Annotated in this window: 14 protein-coding genes; 3 read left to right on the top strand and 11 right to left on the bottom strand. The window is 63.1% G+C overall.

Features of this window, described 5'->3' with window-relative positions:
- Positions 1-231: 231 nt before the first annotated feature.
- Positions 232-1,233, top strand: coding sequence for an aldo/keto reductase (locus L1073_RS02130; protein ID WP_246896602.1), 1,002 nt, complete (start codon positions 232-234; stop codon positions 1,231-1,233).
- Between the two features lie 139 nt (positions 1,234-1,372).
- Here L1073_RS02130 and L1073_RS02125 read toward each other — a convergent pair whose 3' ends face one another.
- Both L1073_RS02125 and L1073_RS02120 read right to left on the bottom strand, forming a co-directional pair.
- Positions 1,373-4,495: an efflux RND transporter permease subunit gene (locus L1073_RS02125; protein ID WP_246896601.1), complete on the bottom strand. Its 3,123-nt coding sequence runs from the start codon at positions 4,493-4,495 to the stop codon at positions 1,373-1,375.
- Positions 4,495-5,610, bottom strand: coding sequence for an efflux RND transporter periplasmic adaptor subunit (locus L1073_RS02120; RefSeq protein ID WP_246896600.1), 1,116 nt, complete (start codon positions 5,608-5,610; stop codon positions 4,495-4,497). The genes L1073_RS02125 and L1073_RS02120 overlap by 1 nt, the downstream gene beginning before the upstream one ends.
- A gap of 114 nt (positions 5,611-5,724) precedes the next feature.
- On the opposite strand from L1073_RS02120, the gene L1073_RS02115 reads away from it, so the two are divergent.
- Positions 5,725-6,909: a BaiN/RdsA family NAD(P)/FAD-dependent oxidoreductase gene (locus tag L1073_RS02115; RefSeq protein ID WP_246896599.1), complete on the top strand. Its 1,185-nt coding sequence runs from the start codon at positions 5,725-5,727 to the stop codon at positions 6,907-6,909.
- An 82-nt stretch (positions 6,910-6,991) separates the two neighbouring features.
- Here L1073_RS02115 and L1073_RS02110 read toward each other — a convergent pair whose 3' ends face one another.
- From L1073_RS02110 to L1073_RS02095, 4 genes are all read right to left on the bottom strand, one after another.
- Positions 6,992-7,282 carry a YqjK-like family protein gene (locus L1073_RS02110; RefSeq protein WP_246896598.1) on the bottom strand — a complete coding sequence of 97 codons (291 nt, stop codon included), beginning with the start codon at positions 7,280-7,282 and terminating at the stop codon, positions 6,992-6,994.
- On the bottom strand, positions 7,269-7,664 hold the full coding sequence (locus L1073_RS02105; RefSeq protein WP_246896597.1) for a phage holin family protein: 396 nt from the start codon (positions 7,662-7,664) through the stop codon (positions 7,269-7,271). Before L1073_RS02105 ends, L1073_RS02110 begins: the two co-directional genes overlap by 14 nt.
- Positions 7,664-7,996 carry an ElaB/YgaM/YqjD family protein gene (locus L1073_RS02100; protein ID WP_246896596.1) on the bottom strand — a complete coding sequence of 111 codons (333 nt, stop codon included), beginning with the start codon at positions 7,994-7,996 and terminating at the stop codon, positions 7,664-7,666. Before L1073_RS02100 ends, L1073_RS02105 begins: the two co-directional genes overlap by 1 nt.
- Before the next feature lie 84 nt (positions 7,997-8,080).
- Entirely contained in the window at positions 8,081-9,115 is a 1,035-nt protein-coding gene (locus L1073_RS02095) for a phospholipase A (RefSeq protein WP_246896595.1), read from the bottom strand.
- Between the two features lie 172 nt (positions 9,116-9,287).
- On the opposite strand from L1073_RS02095, the gene mscK reads away from it, so the two are divergent.
- Positions 9,288-12,773, top strand: coding sequence for a mechanosensitive channel MscK (gene mscK, locus L1073_RS02090; RefSeq protein ID WP_246896594.1), 3,486 nt, complete (start codon positions 9,288-9,290; stop codon positions 12,771-12,773).
- Positions 12,774-12,781: 8 nt separating this feature from the next.
- Here the strand turns inward: mscK and L1073_RS02085 are convergent, their stop codons facing one another.
- The 5 genes from L1073_RS02085 to L1073_RS02065 form a co-directional block, all read right to left on the bottom strand.
- Positions 12,782-13,540 (bottom strand): TlyA family RNA methyltransferase, encoded by a 759-nt coding sequence (locus L1073_RS02085; RefSeq protein WP_246896593.1) that lies wholly within the window; start codon positions 13,538-13,540, stop codon positions 12,782-12,784.
- An 81-nt stretch (positions 13,541-13,621) separates the two neighbouring features.
- Positions 13,622-14,722, bottom strand: a complete 1,101-nt coding sequence (locus tag L1073_RS02080) for an ABC transporter substrate-binding protein (RefSeq protein ID WP_246896592.1) — start codon at positions 14,720-14,722, stop codon at positions 13,622-13,624.
- Positions 14,719-16,101 carry a sensor histidine kinase gene (locus L1073_RS02075; protein ID WP_246896591.1) on the bottom strand — a complete coding sequence of 461 codons (1,383 nt, stop codon included), beginning with the start codon at positions 16,099-16,101 and terminating at the stop codon, positions 14,719-14,721. The genes L1073_RS02080 and L1073_RS02075 overlap by 4 nt, the downstream gene beginning before the upstream one ends.
- On the bottom strand, positions 16,098-16,787 hold the full coding sequence (locus L1073_RS02070; protein ID WP_246896590.1) for a response regulator transcription factor: 690 nt from the start codon (positions 16,785-16,787) through the stop codon (positions 16,098-16,100). Before L1073_RS02070 ends, L1073_RS02075 begins: the two co-directional genes overlap by 4 nt.
- Entirely contained in the window at positions 16,784-17,374 is a 591-nt protein-coding gene (locus tag L1073_RS02065) for an IclR family transcriptional regulator (protein ID WP_246896588.1), read from the bottom strand. The genes L1073_RS02070 and L1073_RS02065 overlap by 4 nt, the downstream gene beginning before the upstream one ends.
- Between the last annotated feature and the right edge of the window lie 114 nt (positions 17,375-17,488).

Below are 17,488 nucleotides of genomic sequence, written 5' to 3'. Positions count from 1 at the left end.
CGTACTAAGCGTGCAGACTACCGGCGCCTGGTCATCGAGTTCCTTTTCCAATGCACCGCCCTTAAGATGCTTGATGGACTTGGCAGTGGTGAATGCGCTCCAGAAACACCAGCCGAAGCTTTTCAACACCTGTGGAACCGCAGCCTTGTACGCCGTTATCTTGCTAAGCTGTGTCTCTGTCATCCAGGCTACTGCCCAGTCTTTTTTATCATCCGTTTACAAGGATTCCCCATGCCGAATGTGTTGTCTCTTCTTGAGGAAGTCGCGTCGCCGATCATCGGGCTTGGTTGCATGAACTTGTCCCATGGCTATGGGACGCCGGTGCCGGATGCCGAGGGTGTGCGGGCGTTGCAGGCGGCGTTCGAGATGGGTTATCGCCATTTCGATACCGCGACGCTTTACGGAGCGACGGCGAATGAGTCGCTGGTGGGCAAGGCGCTCGAGGGGCGGCGCGATCAGTTGCTGCTGGCCAGCAAGTGCGGCATGGCGATCGATCCGGCATTGGGGCGCAAGGTGATCGATGGGCGTCCCGAGACGCTGCGCCGCCAGTGCGAGGCGAGCTTGCAGCGCCTGCGTACCGACCGGCTGGATCTCTATTACCTGCATCGCATGGATCGCCAGGTGCCCATCGAGGAGAGCGTCGGGGCGCTGGGGCGGCTGGTCGAGGAGGGCAAGCTGCGTGCGGTGGGGCTTTCCGAGGTCTCCGCCGAGACGCTGAGCCGTGCCCACGCCGAGCATCTAGTAGCGGCGGTGCAGTCGGAATATTCGCTGTGGACGCGCAACCCCGAGATTGCCTTGCTTGAAGCCTGTCGCGAACGGGGCACTACGCTGGTGGCGTTCAGCCCGTTGGGGCGTGGTTTTCTGGCGGATGCGGTGCCGGACCCGGCACGTCTGGAAGAAAGCGACATGCGGCGCGGCATGCCGCGCTTCAGCGACGAACATTATCCGCACAATCAGCGCCTGTTGGCAGATTTCACTGCGCTGGCCGATGAGCTGGAGATCACGCCGGGGCAATTGGCGCTGGCATGGGTGAAGGCGCAGGGGAGCGATATCGTGCCCATCCCCGGCACGCGTGATATCGCGCACATGCGCGAGAATCTGGCAGCCGAGACATTGCAATTGGATGCTGCATCGCTCACCACGTTGAATGCCATGATGACGCCCGATCAAGTGCGTGGCGGACGCTACAACGATGCTCAGCAGGCGGATGTCGATACCGAAGAGTTTGCGTGATGCAAGGCGCTGTCAGCGTTAAACGTACATCGCGTGTCAGATATCACTGACAGGTAAACGTCGCCATACCGCCTATGATGAATGTACGGCAAAGGACACGCCGTGCAAATGCCCGGCTAGGATGGCCGGGGTTTTTTTATCAAGGCGCGGACGTATCATGTGATGTTGTGCGCATTTCGCGTTCGAGGCGCCTTGTCACGTCGCCGGGCGAGCCGGTGTGGCGTGCCAGCAGATCGTAGGCGACGGGCACGACGAGCAGCGTAAACAGCGTCGCGGCGGCCACGCCACTGAAGATGACCGTGCCTATGACCAGGCGCGTCTCGGCGCCGGGACCGCTGGCGAAAATCAACGGCACGGCGCCGGCCATGGTGGTCACGGCGGTCATCAGGATCGGGCGCAGGCGTGTTACCGAGGCGTCAATCAGGGCATCGCGGAAGGCACGCCCCTCGTCGCGGAGCTGGTTGGCGAACTCGACGATGAGGATGCCGTTCTTGGCGGCGAGCCCCACCAGCATCACGATGCCCACCTGGCTGTAGATGTTCAGCGATTGTCCGGTCAGCCACAGGCCGAGCAAGGCGCCGCTTATTGCCAGGGGCACGGTCAGCATGATGACCAGCGGATGCACGAAGCTCTCGAATTGCGCCGCGAGCACCAGGAAGACCACCAGCAGACCCATGAGCATCAGGAAGGCGGTGGCACCGCTGGCTTCCTGATAGTCGCGCGAGGGACCCTTGTAATCGATCATGGCGTCGGCGGGCAGTTCCTCGTCGGCGATGGCGTTGAGATACCCCAGTGCCTCACCCATGGAGGTGCCGTCTTCGAGATTGGCTTCCAGAGTGATCGCGCGGACGCGGTTGAAGCGGTTGAGCTCGCTGGCGTCGGCGTAGTTGCTGAGGGTGACCAGACTCGCCAGCGGGATCAATTCGCCGCTGCGTTCGGAACGCACCTGGATGTTGTCCAGCGCGCTGGGGCTGCGCTGCGTGTCGCGTTCGCCCTCGAGCATCACGTCGTATTCCTCGCCGTCATCCACGTAGCTGGTTACGCTGCGTCCGCCGAGCAGCGTCTGCAGGGTGCTGCCGATGGTGTCGACGGTCACGCCCAGCGAGGCGGCACGCTGATAGTCGATCTCGATGCGCAGTTGGGGCTGGGTCTCCTTGTAGTCGCTCTCTACGGCGGTGAGTCCCGAGTCGTCCTCGCGGATGCGTTCGAGCAAGCGGTCGCGCGAGGTGACTAGGGAATCGTAGGTGCCGCCGCCGATCACGAACTGCACCGGTTTCTGAATACGCCCGCCGAAGCCTTGTCGCATTACCGGGGCGGCGTCGACGCCGGGCAGGTTCGCGAGGCGTTGGCGCACGTCGGCCATGATCTCCCAGGCCGAACGTCGCTCGCCCCAGTCGGCGAGACTGACCACCACCATGCCGTCGTTGAAGTTCTCGATATTGCCGTAGCCGCGAGGCGCGCGTACCGAGATGTTGCGGATCTCGCCCGCGTCGACCAGCGGCAGCAGACGCGCCTCTATCTCGTCCATGTAGTCCTGCATGTAGTCGAAGGTGGCACCTTCGGGGCCGTTGACGAGGATGAAGAAGTTACCGCGATCTTCCTGCGGCGTGTATTCGTTGGGTAGCTCGGCAAACAGCCAGGCCGTGGCGCCGAGCAGGACGAAGAACACGATCAGACATAGCCAGCGCAGTCGCAGCAGAGTGACCAGAACATAGCGATAGAGCCGCTGGGTGGCGTCGAGCAGGGTGTGCACGGCATGACTGATGCGGCTTTCGTGCATGCGCGGGTCGAGGACCTTGGAGCACATCATCGGTGCCAGTGATAGCGCGAGCACGCCGGAGATTGCCACGGCGGCGGCCAGGGTCAGCGCGAATTCGGAGAACAGCCGGCCGATGTCGCCGCGCAGAAAGCTCAACGGCACGAATACCGCGATCAGCACCAGGGTGGTGGCGATGACCGCAAAGCCAACCTGGCGCGTGCCATGAAACGCGGCTACCAGCGGTGTTTCGCCATAGCGCTGCATGCGGCGGTGGACGTTTTCGAGCACCACGATGGCGTCATCGACGACCAGGCCGATGGCCAGCACCAGGGCGAGCAGGGTGAGCAGATTGAGCGTGAAGCCGAAGGCATTCAGGGCGATGAAAGTGCCGATGATCGAGATCGGCACGGTAACCGCCGGCACCAGCGTGGTGCGCACGTTGCCCAGGAACAGGAAGATCACCACGACGACCAGACCCATGGCGATGAACAGCGTGGCGACGACTTCCTTCAGGGCGCCGGAGACGAACACCGAGGAGTCGAAGTTGAGGCGCAGTTGCATGCCGTCGGGCAGGGTCGATTCGAGGCGTTCCATCTCCGCCTTGACGCCCTGGGAGACCTCGAGAATGTTGGCGGTTGATTGTTTCATGACGCCCAGGCCGACCATGGGCACGCCGTTGCCGCGAAACAGCGAGCGCTCCTCCACCGAGCCGACTTCGACACGTGCCACGTCGCTCAGCCGCGTGAGGTAGCCGTCGTTGCCCTGGTCGATGACCAGGTCGCGGAAGTCATCGGCGGTCTCGAAGCTGCGCGGCAGTCGCAGAGTGAACTGGCGCGAGTCGGACTCCAGAAAGCCTGCCGGGAGTTCGACGTTTTCGGCACGCAAGGCGCCTTCCACATCGCTGACGGTCAGCTCGCGGGCGGCCAGCGCGTTACGCTTTAGCCACACGCGCATGGCGTATTCCTTGCCGCCGCCGACGCGCACGCGTGAGACGCCGGTCTGGGTGGAGAAGCGGTCGACCAGGTAGCGATTGGCGTAGTCGGTGAGTTCGGGAACCGAGTAGCCTTCCGCCGTGAGGCTCAGCCACATGATGACGTCGTCGCTGCTATCGGACTTTTCCACCTCGGGTGGGTCGGCTTCCTCGGGCAGGTTGTCGCTGACCCCGGAGACTCGGTCGCGAATATCGTTGGCGGCGGCTTCGATGTCGCGGTCGAGGTTGAAGGTGATGTCGATCTCCGATTCGCCATCGCTGCTGGTCGACTCGATCAGGTCGATGCCCTCGATACCGGCAATGCGGTCTTCGATTACCTGGGTAATGCGGGTTTCCACCACATCCGCCGAGGCGCCCGGATAGTTCGTCTCGACACTGACCACCGGCGGGTCGATGGCGGGGTATTCCTGCACCGGCAAACGTTCGAGCGCGAGAATGCCGAAGGCGATCAACAGCAGGGCGAAGACGGTCGCCAGCACCGGGCGCTGGATGGCGGTATCGGAAAGGCGCATCAGCCGTCTTCTCCGTCACGCGTGGCCTTGAGGATCTCGCTGATCTCGCGGCTGCCATCGTCGAGCGCCAGGATATCCACGTGATCGCCATCGCGTACCTTGTTCATGCCGTGGCTGACGACCCAGTCGCCCGGCGTGAGGCCGTCGAGAATTTCGACGCTGCCGACGCGGCGTTTGCCGATCTCCACCGGATGGCGCTGGATGCGGTTGTCCGCGTCACGGTCGATGCGCATCACGTACTGGCGTTCACCGCTGGGCACGAGGACGGACTCCGGCACCATCAGTGTCTGGCGTGGATTGCGTTGCAGCGTGACCACCATCAGCATGCCGGGGCGCAATGTGCGTTCGGGATTGGGCAGGCGAGCGCGTACGCTGACGCTGCGCGAGACGGGGTCGATACGCGTGCCGATACTGGTCACCTCGCCACGAAAGGTGCGTGTGGGATAGCTGGGCGTGGTGGCGCTAAGCGATAGCCCCGGTGCGAGCATGTCGAGCACCGTCGCGGGGACGGTGAAGTCGAGCTTCATGTGATCGAGCTTGTCGAGCGTCACCAGCTCGGTGCCGGGCGTGACCAGCGCACCGACGCTGAGATTGCGTTGACCGACGGTGCCGTCGAACGGCGCGCGCAAGCGGTGATCGGCGAGGAGTGATTGAATCCCGTCGATCTGGGCGTCGACCTGGGCGAGTTGGGCCTGGGCATCCTCCAAGTCGGCGCGGGTGCCGACCTTGCGGTCCTGCAGTTGCCGGGCGCGACGCACGGCATGCTCGCGTTCACGGCGCAGGGCCTGGGCAGCGCGCAGTTCGGCCTGTTCCGCGCTATCGTCGAGGCGAATCAGCAACTCGCCTTCTTCGACGCGCTGGCCGTCGTCGAAATTGAGTTCCGCAACGGTCTCGGTCACGGTCGCGGAAAGCGTCACGCTTTCGTCGGCACGCAGCGTACCCAGTGCTTCCAGCGGATCGCTCCACTCGGCAATGGACGCCTGCACGGCGATGACCTGGGTGCGCTCGGTGGCTTCCTGCGCATGGGCGCTTGTCAGTGCCAGCAGGCTCAATGCCGCCAGCCCGAGAGTGCGCCGGCCGAATGCGCTCACGGCCGGGAGAGGAGATACGGGCATAGTGTCTCGTTGTTGTGCTGTCGGTGACGATGACGAGCATACAGAATATACAGGTTCGTCGCTGTGGCGCTTAACGCTTAGAATGATCGCCTTTGCCAGCAATGAGACGCGACGATGGCGCAGACCTATGACGTAGTGGTGATCGGTGCCGGCGCGGCGGGCCTGATGTGCGCACTGACCGCCGGTTACGAGGGGCGGCGTGTGCTGGTGCTTGACCATGCCAACAAGGCGGGCAAGAAGATCCTGATGTCCGGGGGCGGGCGCTGCAATTTCACCAACCTGGCGACGGGGCCGGAGCATTTCTTCTCTGCCAACCCGCATTTTTGCATCTCCGCACTCAAGCGCTATACGCCAGGCCATTTCGTCGAGCTCGTCGAGCGCCACGGCATCGAGCATGTCGAGAAGGCGCCGGGGCAGCTCTTCTGTGCCGATTCGGCCAAGCCGATAGTGTCCATGTTGCTCACCGAATGCGAGTGGGCAGGGGCGGAAGTACGCCTCAAGACGCGTATTACATCTCTCGAGCGCCGTGGTGAGGGCATGCGTCTCGAGACCTCGAGTGGCGCGATCGACGCCGGTGCGGTGGTCATCGCCACCGGCGGATTGTCGATTCCCACCATGGGCGCCACCGGTTTCGGCTATGACATCGCCCGTCAGTTTGGCTTGGGCGTCACCGACACGCGAGCCGCGCTGGTGCCGTTCACGCTGACCTCTCAATGGCGAGAGCGGGCCGCGTCGCTGGCGGGGGTGAGCTGCTCAGTGACGGTCGAGGTCGGCGAGGGGCGCTATCGTGAACCCATGCTGTTTACGCATCGTGGTGTCTCGGGGCCAGCCATGTTGCAGGCCTCCAGCCATTGGCAGCCGGGCATGGCGTTGTCCATCGATTTGCTGCCGGATATCGACGTTGCCGGAGAGCTTGCCACTCTGCGTCACGAAGCACCCAAGCGGCATGTGTCCACGTGGCTGGGCGAGCGACTTCCCAAGCGTTTGGCGCAGGCCTGGTGCGAATGGCAAGGGGTGACGGAAAAACCGCTGGGAGCGCTTTCCAAGCGTGAAGTGGCGCGCCTGGATGGCGAGCTAAAACGCTGGCAGCTCAAACCCGCAGGGACCGAGGGCTGGCGGACCGCCGAGGTAACGCTGGGGGGCGTCGAGACGCAGTCGGTTTCTTCCAAGACCTTTGCGGTAGAGGGGCTACCGGCGCTGCGTTTCATCGGCGAGGTGTTGGATGTCACCGGCCAACTGGGCGGTTTCAATTTTCAATGGGCTTGGGCTTCGGGCGTGGCCTGTGGGCAGACGATGTAGTCGGTCACGATAGCGCAGAGACACGTTCAGACGAGAGCTACGAAAAAGCCTCCGAGTGGAGGCTTTATGGCACTAGCGAGGGCTAACGGCGTATAAGGCGATACAAGCCCCGCGCTCGATTGGCCAACAAGAAGGTCGACAAGCCTCGGCGCAACCAGGCGCGTGTGCCCCGGGGGCGGCGTACACCCATCGCCGCGAGTAGGCTGAAGCCCCCTACCAGGGGCGCTCGCCACTGCATCAGGCGTTGCCAGCCATGATCGATGGGGGCCGTGGCGTCTCGCCAGTCGAGCAGTGCGTGACCCATATCGAGACGTTGCTGCAGGATACGGGTCTCGAGGTACTCGAACTCCGCAGCGCGTTCACGACGATTCACGCGAACCCCCCAGCGCTTGGCGGTCTTGTTCCAAATGGCTCAAGGTGGACTGCATCAGGCGCCGACGTTTGGCGATACGTTTGGCAGCGTATGCCAAGCCTGCGGTGATGATGAACAGCACGACCGCGCACACACCGATCACGAGCAGACGGTGATCTTCCCAATACAGGACCACCAGCATCAAAAGCAGCATGCCGAGGGCGAATGAGAAAGTGATCAATGCGGCGCCCGCCAGTAATAGCAGGCTGAGCATGCGATCGCGTTCGTCTTCCAACTCGAGCACGGCGAGACGCAAGCGCGTCTCGCCCATGGCAATCACATTGGAAAGCAGACGGCGCGCCGAGCTAATGACGCGCTCCGCCGGTCCCTGGCGATCCGCCATTAGCGACGCCCGATGAGCAAGCCGATGACGACCCCGACACCCGCGCCGATGCCGATGCTGGTCCAAGGGTTTTCACGCACGTAACGATCGCAGCAATCCATCTGTTCACGTGCGCTTTCGTAGACTTTTTCACTGCGCGCTTCGAGTTTGGCGCGAGTCTCGTTGAGACGCTGCTGGGCGCGCTCGCGCGCTTCGCTGATGTGCCCGCGAGAATCGTCAGAAGTCGCTTTGACCAGTTCTTCAACGGTCTGCGATAGCTGGCGCAGGTCATTCTTGAGTTGTTCGGTGGACGCTTCGCTTTCGCGTTGGTTACCGGTAGGTTGCATGGCCATGATGTCTTCCTCTGACGGGTTAATTTGCGTCTTCAGCATAGCAGGCTAAGCCGCCGTATCAACAGCCCTTCCTTGAGTGCATCGTTAGTCTAGGCCAGGAATGCCGGCCAGGAAGGTATTGATGCTGAAACCCAGCCCTAGGCGTCGGTTGATGTGGTCGTAGTCGATCAAGCTTTCGCCGTAGCCATGGTAATACTGAACGTAGCCGCGAACCTTGCCGAAAAGCGGGAACGAGTAGTCCAGTTGGGCGCCATAGTGGTCTTTGCCGGGGTTACCACGCATCAGCAGAGAAATTTCCTGATCGCCGAAGGCGCGTACCAGGGTGATATCGCCGTAGCCTATATAGTTTTCGAGGTCGGGGTTGTCGTCGTCTTCCTCGTCCTCCGGGACACGCCAGTGAGGGGCGATGCTCGCCGCCCACTCGCCGCGTTGGAATACCATATCGGCGTAGACACGATTCCAGCTACGCGACAACGGGTCGGAGCGGCCGTTGGACTGGTGTGCAAAACCGACACGGTTAATGGTATTGGTCCAGCCTAGGGCACTCATGTCGTTATCGAAGCTGACGAACATCTCGGGTTCGTAGTTGGTTTCGCGAAATGGCGCCGACGCCTCGGAATTGTAGGCTTGCCACCAGCTACGTTGGGTATAGGCGAAGTATACATCGCCGTTATCCTCGAACAGGTCTTCGACCAGATTGACCTTGAAGCTCAATTGGTACTTGACCTCGGCGTTATCGGCATTGTCCGCGTTGCTGACCTCGCGGAAACGGTCTTGATCGGGGTTGGCGTTGTAGGCCCAAGGCAACAGATAGTTGCGCCGATACGTCGTTACCGCCAACGGATTGCGCGAGGATTCGCGCTCCAGCGCGCGACGCTTGTCGGCACGGGCTTCCAAGTTCTGTGCCTCGCGCTCTCGGGGCGTGGCGTCGGCCGCTGTGGCCGTGGTGTCGTCGGCCAATGTTGCGCGTAGCTCTTGCAGCTCCGCTTCGAGTGTCTGAACGCGCGCTTCAATGGCCTCGCGTTCGCTATCGCTCAGGGCGGCGGCTGCCTGCACGGGAGCGGACAGTGCAAGCGTGAGCAACACGAGGATCGGCAAGCGGGGGCGTGGTGACTCCATGTCATTTAGTACCTTGTGATGGTAGTACCTTGTCGATGGCGTAAAACCCTAACATTGGTCATGGTGAATATTTCTATCACGTGGGTGGTAGAACGCAAATATTCGCACAAGATTGCCATGTACGTACCACGCACCGACAATCGGCGCACCGCATGGGTAACGAGGACAGAGCATGTCGTGGCGACGCTGGCATCATTTCTTCACTTGGCAATGCTGGCCTGGGCGGCATGAACGTGGGCATGCCAAGGTGCGTGTGGTTCATTGTATCGCATGTGTTGCGCTTTGCCTGCTGTGCGTGGTTGGCGACGCCATGGCGCAGTCGGCATTGCCCGAGCATGATGAGCTGACAACGCGTCTGGAACGGCTGCAATCCATCGAGCAGCCCGATAGCGACCAGCGCACAGCCATAGACGATACCCGCGCCGCGCTGGAGGGGCTTAAAGAACTCGAGTCGGTCGACGATAAACTCGACGCGCTCGAGCAGCGTGCGGAGAACGCGCCTCAGGAATCGCAATCCTTGGCGCAGCAACTCCAGCGCTTGGAGGCGTCGTCGGGAGCCCTGGCTGAGGGAGAACTTGACGATTTGTCGCTGGATGCGCTGCGTGAGCGTACCGGTGATGCGTTGGCAGAACTGGAGAAACTGCAGAGCCGTCTGGCGGACGTCAATGCTCAGTTGATCAGTGCCCAGACGCTTCCTGAGCGCGCCCAGAAGGCGATCGCCGAAGCGCGGGAGCGCGCCGATATGCGCCAGGCGCAGCTTGCCGAGTTAGACGACGCCGAAGAGTCGAACGAGGCGGAGCTTGCCAAGCGTGACCGCTATCGGGTCGAGCAGGCATTGGCCGAGCGCCGCGCGCAGTGGCATCAGAGCGAGCTGTCTCATAACACCCGCCTGCGCGAGTTGGCGATGCAGCAACGCGACGTGCTGGAAAAGCGCATCGCACTCCGGGAAAGCCAATTGTCGGCGTTGCAGGCAGCGCTGGACAAGGCGCGGCGAGAGCAGTCGGAAAAGGCCATTGCCGATGTCGGTCGCGAAGATGCCGAGACGATTGCCGAGCATCCTGTGCTGACCAAGGTCCAGCAGGTTAATCGCGATCTAAGCGGTGAATTGCTGGAAGTGACCGACCGCGCTAACGACCTGGTGCGCGAGGGGATCGAAACGCGCACCCAGCTCGATCGTGTGCGCCAGGTACAGCGCACGCTCAACGAACAGATCGATGCGATTCGCGGCAGCTTGCTGCTATCGCGCATCCTTCGCGAGCAACGTGAGTCATTGCCCGAAGTGGATGCCCTGAGCGGGTTACAGGACGAAATCGCCGATCTACGCCTGCGTCAGTTCGATTTGTCGCAGCAACACGACGCCTTGCGACGCCCCCAGCAATTGGCCGATCAAAGCCTGGCCGATGCGAATATAGACGATGCCCCGGGGTTACGTGAGGCGTTGATCACGTTGTTCGAGTCGCGCCGTGAGCTACTCGAACAGCTCGACGGCGAGTATGGCAACCTGCTGACGATTGCCATCAACCAGCAGCTCAACCAGCAGCAGTTGCTCGAGATCAGTGACGAGCTGCGCGCGACCATCGAGGAGCAACTGTTCTGGGTGGCCAATGGGCGCCCGCTGGATTGGACATGGCTGCGGCAGTTTCCGCGCACGCTGTGGCAAGGCATGACAGACGACGACTGGCGTTCGACATTGGGCTCCGCGTGGCAACGTCCCGAGGGCGAGGCGTTCGCCATGGTGCCGCTGTTGCTGCTTTCCAGCGGGCTGTTGCTATGGCGGCGGCGTCTCAAGGCGTCATTGCTCAGGCTGCATGAGGAAATCGGGCGCCTCAAGCGTGATACCCAGATGCACACGCCTCGGGCGATCGCGCTCAATGCGTTACTCGCCGCGCATGGTCCTTTGTCGTTGGCGGCCGTGGGCGGTGCGCTCAACCTGGGGGGACATGGCTTCGCCGTAGTGCTGGGTAATGCGCTACTTCAGTTGGCGCTGGCGTGGGGCGTTATCGCCTGGTCGCGACGTCTGCTGGTCGCCGATGGTGTGGCTGCGCGCCACTTTCACTGGTCACCGCAGTACGTATTGCGCTTGCGGCAACTGTTGCTATGGCTGGGCATCGCGCTGATTCCGGTCATCTTGATCAGTAACGTGGCGCCTTATAGCGATGGGCGCCTGGCAGAGCGGCCGTTGTCGCTGCTATTGCTGTTGCTGGGGCTGGTGATGATGACGGCGGTACTGGTGCGCCTGATCCTCGCTCATGTGCCGTTTTTCGGCCTCAAGCTTTTTCGTCTGCTGCTGGGGTTGGCGTTATCGGTCGTGCCTTTGATACTCGCGGGCCTGATCGTCATGGGGTTCGAATATACCGCGCTAAGTCTGGTCGGCCGCTTCATTACCTCAATCTATATTCTGGGGCTGTGGATTCTCGTCGAGGCGGCGGTCGTCCGCGGATTGGCGGTCGCGGCACGGCGACTGGCCTATCGGCGCGCGGTGGCACGTCGCCATGCGCAGGCCAAGGAGGACACAGAGAGCGGACTCGAGGTGGTCGAGGAGCCGCCGCTGGATATGGAGCAGGTCAATCAGCAGTCGCTGCGCCTGTCCAAGCTGATCCTGTCTCTGGGCTTTACCCTGCTGCTTTATGTGGTGTGGGCGGATCTACTGGGCGTGCTGTCCTATCTCGACAACGTCGCTGTATGGCAGATCGAACGCGGCGAGGGCGAAGCGATGACCACCAGCCCGATCACCGTGGCCGATGTGCTCACGGCGCTGGTGCTGGTCGCGTTGACCTTGATGATGGCGCGCAACCTGCCGGGGCTGCTGGAGGTCATGGTGCTCTCGCGCCTGAGTCTCAAGCAAGGCAGTGCTTATGCCATCTCCTCGCTGCTTTCCTACACTATCGTGGGCACCGGGGTCGTGGTGTCGTTGGGCACGCTCGGGGTGTCGTGGGACAAGCTGCAATGGCTGGTCGCCGCGCTGGGCGTGGGGCTGGGCTTCGGGCTACAGGAGATCTTCGCCAACTTCATTTCGGGGCTGATCATCCTGTTCGAACGCCCGGTGCGTATCGGCGATACCATCACCCTGGGCAACTTGCACGGTACGGTCAGCCGTATCCGCATTCGCGCCACCACGGTGACGGATTTCGACCGCAAGGAAATCATCATCCCCAACAAGACCTTCGTCACCGATCAACTGATCAACTGGTCGCTTTCCGACAACATCACGCGGGTGGTGCTGACTTATGGCGTGTCGCACGGTTCCGACCTGGAGCAGGTCCACCGCCTGCTGCGTCAGGCCGCCGAGGAAAACCCGCGCGTGCTGCGCGATCCCGAGCCGCAGATCTTCTGCCTCGAATATGGCGCCACGGCGTTCAGCTTCGAGTTGCGGATCTTCGTCAACGACCTGATGGATCGCCTTTATGCTAGCGATGAAATCAATCGACGCCTCGATGCCTTGTTCCATGAATACGGTATCCGTATCGCGTTCAATCAGTTGGATGTCTGGCTGCACGATGCCGCAGGGCGGCAAGCTTGGGTAAGCTCGCAACCCCAGGGCGAGACGCCGTTGGGCGGCGCGGTGACGTCATCGAGGCCGGCGCGACGTGATGGCATCGAGGATGTCGATGCCGGCCGCAGTTCCGGCGGAGACGGGACGGCTGGCAGCGATGATTGAGGGCGGCCTCAGCCGCTTTTGACCGCATGCAGCAGGAACTCGCGGTTACCGTCGCCGCCGCGTAGCGGGCTTTCCTGCCAGTGGCGGATTTCGAAGCCGGCGGCGGTGCAACTTTCGTGGATACGAGCTTCCACCGCCGCATAAAGCGCCGGATCGCGGACGATGCCGTGGGCGTCGACCTTATGCGGGCCGACCTCGAATTGCGGCTTGACCAGTGACACCAGGTGCGCGCCGGGCGAGAGCACGGTGGCGAGCTCGGGCAGGATCAAGGTCTGCGAGATGAAGGAGACATCCATGACCGCCACGTGCAGTCCTTCCGGGGCCAGGGCGGCGAGCCGCTCGTGGGGAAGCGCGCGGGCGTTGACGCCTTCCAGACAGATGACGCGTTCATCCTCGCGCAGCGTCGCGTCGAGCTGATCGCGCCCGACCTCGATACCCACCACGCGCGCAGCGCCGTAGCGCAAGGCGCAATCCGTGAACCCGCCGGTGGACTGTCCCACGTCGAGTACCGTCCTCCCTTCGAGGCGCAGTCCCAGCGTGTCGAGAACGGCCTCCAGCTTGAGCCCGGCGCGCGAGACGTAGCGCTCTTCCGGATCCTCGGCGAGCTGGAAGCGGCTGTCGTCGGCGACCTTCTCGCCGGGCTTGGTGAGCGTACGCGGAGGGGCCGTCGAGATCAGCGTGACCCGCCCATGGCGGATCAGGCGTTGGGCACGCGTGCGTGAGCGTGCCCAGCCCTGGGCGACGAGAAGTTGGTCGAGACGCTGCATGCCCACACCGCTGAGAAGTCGATAAGAGGAGTCGATAAAACGCCGCGCAGTATAGCGCGAGGTGGCGTGACGTTCATGCGTTCATGGCCCGCTATCGCTGAGTCGTGTGTACTCGCGCTGCCAACGGTCGAGCAGTGAGTGGCGCTTGAGGGTGTCGAGCGTGGCCAGCAGGCTGGGGTCGATGGCAATCGGATGAAGGGCATCGCCAAGGGTCTTGCGCAAGTCTCTGGCGGTGCCCTCGCCCTCGAGGTCGGGATGTACCGTCCCGAGGGGTGTCTTGTCGCGTATCGTCTGCTGACCTTGACGACTGAGAAGATAATCGACGAAGCGCTCGGCGGTCTCGGGATGGCGCGCGCGCTTGGGGATCAACACCAGACGCTGTGTCACCAGGGCATAATCGCTGGGAATGACCATTTCCAGTTGCGGGTGATCGGCGACGAAGTCACGTGCGTAGGAGCCCAGCAAGTTATAGCCGACGGCGTAGCGTCCGTCGGCCAGGCCGTCGAGCATTTCGCCGGTGGTATCGGCCAGCGCCGCTTCCACGCCGCCCAAGGCAGCCACCAGTTCCCAGTAGCGTGGCGACATGTGCGCGTCTTCGGTGGCATAGGTATAGCCGGCACCGCTGCGCCAGGGGTCGTAAGTCACCACGCGGCCTTTCAGGCGCTGGCGTTCGTCGGTGAGCAAGCTCTGCAAGGCCTCGTGGCTATCCGGCGGCGGGAGATCTGCGAGGGCGTCGCGTCGATAGACGATCACCACCGGCTCGAAGGTGAAGCCGAAAAGCTCCTGGCGCCAGCGCGATGCCTGGGGCCACTGCTGTGCTGCGGAGGTGGTCAACGCCCGTGCGTGGCCGCGGTTGGCAAGCTGATACTGCCAGGGCATGGCCGAGGACATCACCACGTCGGCGGAGGCCTCGTCTTCCGCCAGAAAACGCCGGTACAACGCGAGCGTGGTCAGGTTGCGGTAGATCAGCTCGATCTCGGGGTAGCGCGCATGAAAGTCGGCCAGTAGCGGGGCCATCAACTCGTTGTCCAGTGCGCCGTGAATTTCCAGTGGCTGCGCGGCGGCCTCGTGGGCGGCGGGGTAACGCAGGACATTGGCGTCATCGGCCAGCGTGATGGCGGAGAGCATCATGGCGGTGAGGGCGACGGCCCAGCGCGCGGGTGAGCGACGTGGCGCGGTCATGGTGATGATTCCTCGGTGAAATGCAGGCGCACGCGCAAGCCCGGCGGTTCGGCATTCGGCTGAGCCGGCGCCAGGGTGAGTCGGGCGGCATGGGCCCGGGCGATGCCATCGACGATTGCTAGGCCAAGCCCCGAGCCTTGGCCGCCTTCGATGCCGCGATGGAAGGGACGCAGCACCAGCAGGCGTTGCGCCTCGGGGATCCCGGGGCCGTCATCCTCGACCTCGAGACGCGTCGGGGCTTCGCCGACGCGCACCGTGATGCGCATTGCACCATAGCGGCAGGCGTTGTCGATCAAGTTGGCCAGAGCCTCGGCGAGTTGCCATTCGACCGCGCTCTGGATGACCGCATGTGGCGGTGTCTCGACGCCCAGGTCGATCCCCGCGCGATGGCAGCTCGTCAGGGCGTCACGTACGGCTTGCCGGGCGATGTCGCAAAGATCGATATCGCGGGCTTCCGGCATCGACTCGGGGTTGTTGAGGCGCGTCAGGGAGAGCAGTTGTGACGCCAGGCGCGCAGTCTTGTCGGCACTGCCGCGCATGACGCCGAGTGCATCGTGCCAGGCACGCGGGTCGTCCTGACGCAGGGCAAGCTCGGCGCGTGCCGAAAGTCCGGCCAGTGGGGTGCGCAATTGGTGCGAGGCATCGCCGATGAAGCGTTCCTGGTTGGCGCGTACACGGCGCATGCGCGCCAACAGTTCATTGAGGGTTTCGCGCAGCTCGGCGAGTTCGCGAGGCAGGGTCAGGTCGAGCGGTGCCAGGGTGCGCGGGTCACGGGTGCGGATCGCCCGGCGTAACTGGGTCAGGGGCATCAACGCCATACGTACCCCGAGCAACACCACGCCAATGGCCAATAGCGCCATGGCGATCAAACGCAGCATACTGCCCTGGAACAGCGCCTGTGTCAGGGCTTCGCGCCCTTCGCGGGTATGCGCCACGCGGACCTCGAAGGGTTGACGATCGCGCCATCCCTCGAGTTGCGAGCGCCGCACGCCCAGGCGCAACGCCATGTCGTGCCACTCGATGTTGGCGAAGCGCATGTTGCCTTGCCCGTCGTCGATGCGTGGCAGCTCGGCGTTGCCGCTGATGAAGTTGTCATGGGCATCGTAGAGGGCATAGAAAATACGCTCCTCGGCGTCTGAGGCCAGCATTTTCAGGGCCGCCGGGGGCAAATCCATCCATAGTTGGCCTTGTTGGCGCTTGACCTGTTCGGCGATGGAGAGCGAGGCCGACTCGAGCAGGCGGTCGAACGCCCGGTCGGCGGTATCGCGCGAGGCCAGGTAAGCCTGAACGAGCATCAAGGCCCCCAAGGCCAGCATGGGCACCAGCAACCAGATCAGCAGGCGCCGATAGAGGCTGGGTGAGTTGACCGGTGGGCTCACGCCTCGCTCTCCAGCAGGTAACCCAGCCCCCTCACGGTGCGCAGTGTCAGTGCCGAGCCGTCAAGACGTCGCCGCAGGCGATGGATATAGACCTCGATGGCGTTGTCGCCGAGCGTTTCCTCGGCGAAGACATGCTCGAGTAGGCGGGCTTTGTCCACCGGTTCCCCGGCATGGCGCATCAAATAAGCGAGCAGGCGTTGCTCGCGGGGTGGCAGCTCGAGCGTGGCGTCATCGAGGGTAAAACGCTGGGTCAAGGTATCGAAATTCAGTGCCCCGACATGCAATTGCGTGCCGTCGTCGTGTTGTCGCCGGCGCAAGAGGGCGCGGACCCGGGCTTCCAGTTCGTCCAGGGCGAAAGGCTTGGCCAGGTAGTCGTCGGCGCCCAGATCGAGCCCCTTGACGCGATCCTCGATGGCGCCGCGTGCGGTCAGGATCAATACCGGCGTGTCGCGATCATGGCGCCGCATGGCATCGAGTATCTCGAGGCCGCCGCGGCCCGGCAGGTTGAGATCGAGCAGTACCAATACATAGCCATGCTCGGGGGAGGCCAGGCGGGTGAAGGCGGCGTCGCCGTCCTCGAGGGCATCGACTCGGTAGCCGGCCAGGCTCAGGACGTCGTACAGCGTACTGGCCAGCAGGGTATCGTCCTCGACCAGCAATAGGGGAGCGGTGGTCTCGGGTGTCATGACGGATAGTCCTGCAATGCGCGGTGGCTTAGTACTGTCGCGGCCTCTTGCAGGGCGCGTCGCGCTTCGCGGGCGGGCAAACGCCCCTTGGGGCCGGAAAGGCTCAGCCAGTAGGCGGTGTCAGGGATGGCCTGGCAGGTCATCGTCCCGCCGGGCAAGGCCAAAGAGGGATCGTCGTCCTGCATCTGCCAGCGGTAGCCGGGGCGTAGCGTATGGCGCAGGTCGGTGTCCGGCAAGGCGCTCAAGCAGCATTCCATCTGATCTTCCTCGCATGACAGTAGCGCGGCGGTTTCTCCCGTGTCGCGGCATAAACGTTCGAGAACCGGCATGACCAGGCTGGCCAATTGCCGCGTAGGTGCGTGCCGTCTGGCCAAGCGCGCCGGCGTGGCCCCCAGGCGATAGCGTCCGCGTGCATCGCGCTGCACGTAATCGTAACGCTCCAACGAGCCGAGCAAGCGTAACAGCGTGCTTTTATAGAGTGTGGTTACCTCGGCCAACTCGGCCAAGGTCAGGCTTTCATGCTGCGTGTCGAAGGCTTCCATGACGGATAGCGCACGTTCGACAGCCTCTACCCGGTCTTGCGCCATGGCGGGTCTCCCAGGGTGTTTGCGTGCCGCAATGGCAGTATTCAACTTTAGTCTTGAACGGCGGCACGAGCGTTGACGCTCGCTTATGACAGGCCTAGTTTTCCGCTCAAGGGA

This window comes from Chromohalobacter nigrandesensis (assembly GCF_023061285.1).
Lineage (GTDB): Bacteria > Pseudomonadota > Gammaproteobacteria > Pseudomonadales > Halomonadaceae > Chromohalobacter > Chromohalobacter nigrandesensis.
Note: the sequence above shows the minus strand (reverse complement) of the source record. Positions and strands in the feature narration are given on the sequence as shown.

Excerpts from the sequence above, each read along its gene's own strand:
- L1073_RS02070 (WP_246896590.1), bottom strand. The coding sequence starts at position 16,787 with ATGACACCCGAGACCACCGCTCCCCTATTGCTGGTCGAGGACGATACC.
- L1073_RS02100 (WP_246896596.1), bottom strand. The coding sequence starts at position 7,996 with ATGGCCATGCAACCTACCGGTAACCAACGCGAAAGCGAAGCGTCCACC.
- L1073_RS02105 (WP_246896597.1), bottom strand. The coding sequence starts at position 7,664 with ATGGCGGATCGCCAGGGACCGGCGGAGCGCGTCATTAGCTCGGCGCGC.
- L1073_RS02130 (WP_246896602.1), top strand. The coding sequence starts at position 232 with ATGCCGAATGTGTTGTCTCTTCTTGAGGAAGTCGCGTCGCCGATCATC.
- L1073_RS02085 (WP_246896593.1), bottom strand. The coding sequence starts at position 13,540 with ATGCAGCGTCTCGACCAACTTCTCGTCGCCCAGGGCTGGGCACGCTCA.
- L1073_RS02115 (WP_246896599.1), top strand. The coding sequence starts at position 5,725 with ATGGCGCAGACCTATGACGTAGTGGTGATCGGTGCCGGCGCGGCGGGC.
- L1073_RS02125 (WP_246896601.1), bottom strand. The coding sequence starts at position 4,495 with ATGCGCCTTTCCGATACCGCCATCCAGCGCCCGGTGCTGGCGACCGTC.
- L1073_RS02080 (WP_246896592.1), bottom strand. The coding sequence starts at position 14,722 with ATGACCGCGCCACGTCGCTCACCCGCGCGCTGGGCCGTCGCCCTCACC.
- L1073_RS02065 (WP_246896588.1), bottom strand. The coding sequence starts at position 17,374 with ATGGCGCAAGACCGGGTAGAGGCTGTCGAACGTGCGCTATCCGTCATG.
- L1073_RS02095 (WP_246896595.1), bottom strand. The coding sequence starts at position 9,115 with ATGGAGTCACCACGCCCCCGCTTGCCGATCCTCGTGTTGCTCACGCTT.
- mscK (WP_246896594.1), top strand. The coding sequence starts at position 9,288 with ATGTCGTGGCGACGCTGGCATCATTTCTTCACTTGGCAATGCTGGCCT.
- L1073_RS02120 (WP_246896600.1), bottom strand. The coding sequence starts at position 5,610 with ATGCCCGTATCTCCTCTCCCGGCCGTGAGCGCATTCGGCCGGCGCACT.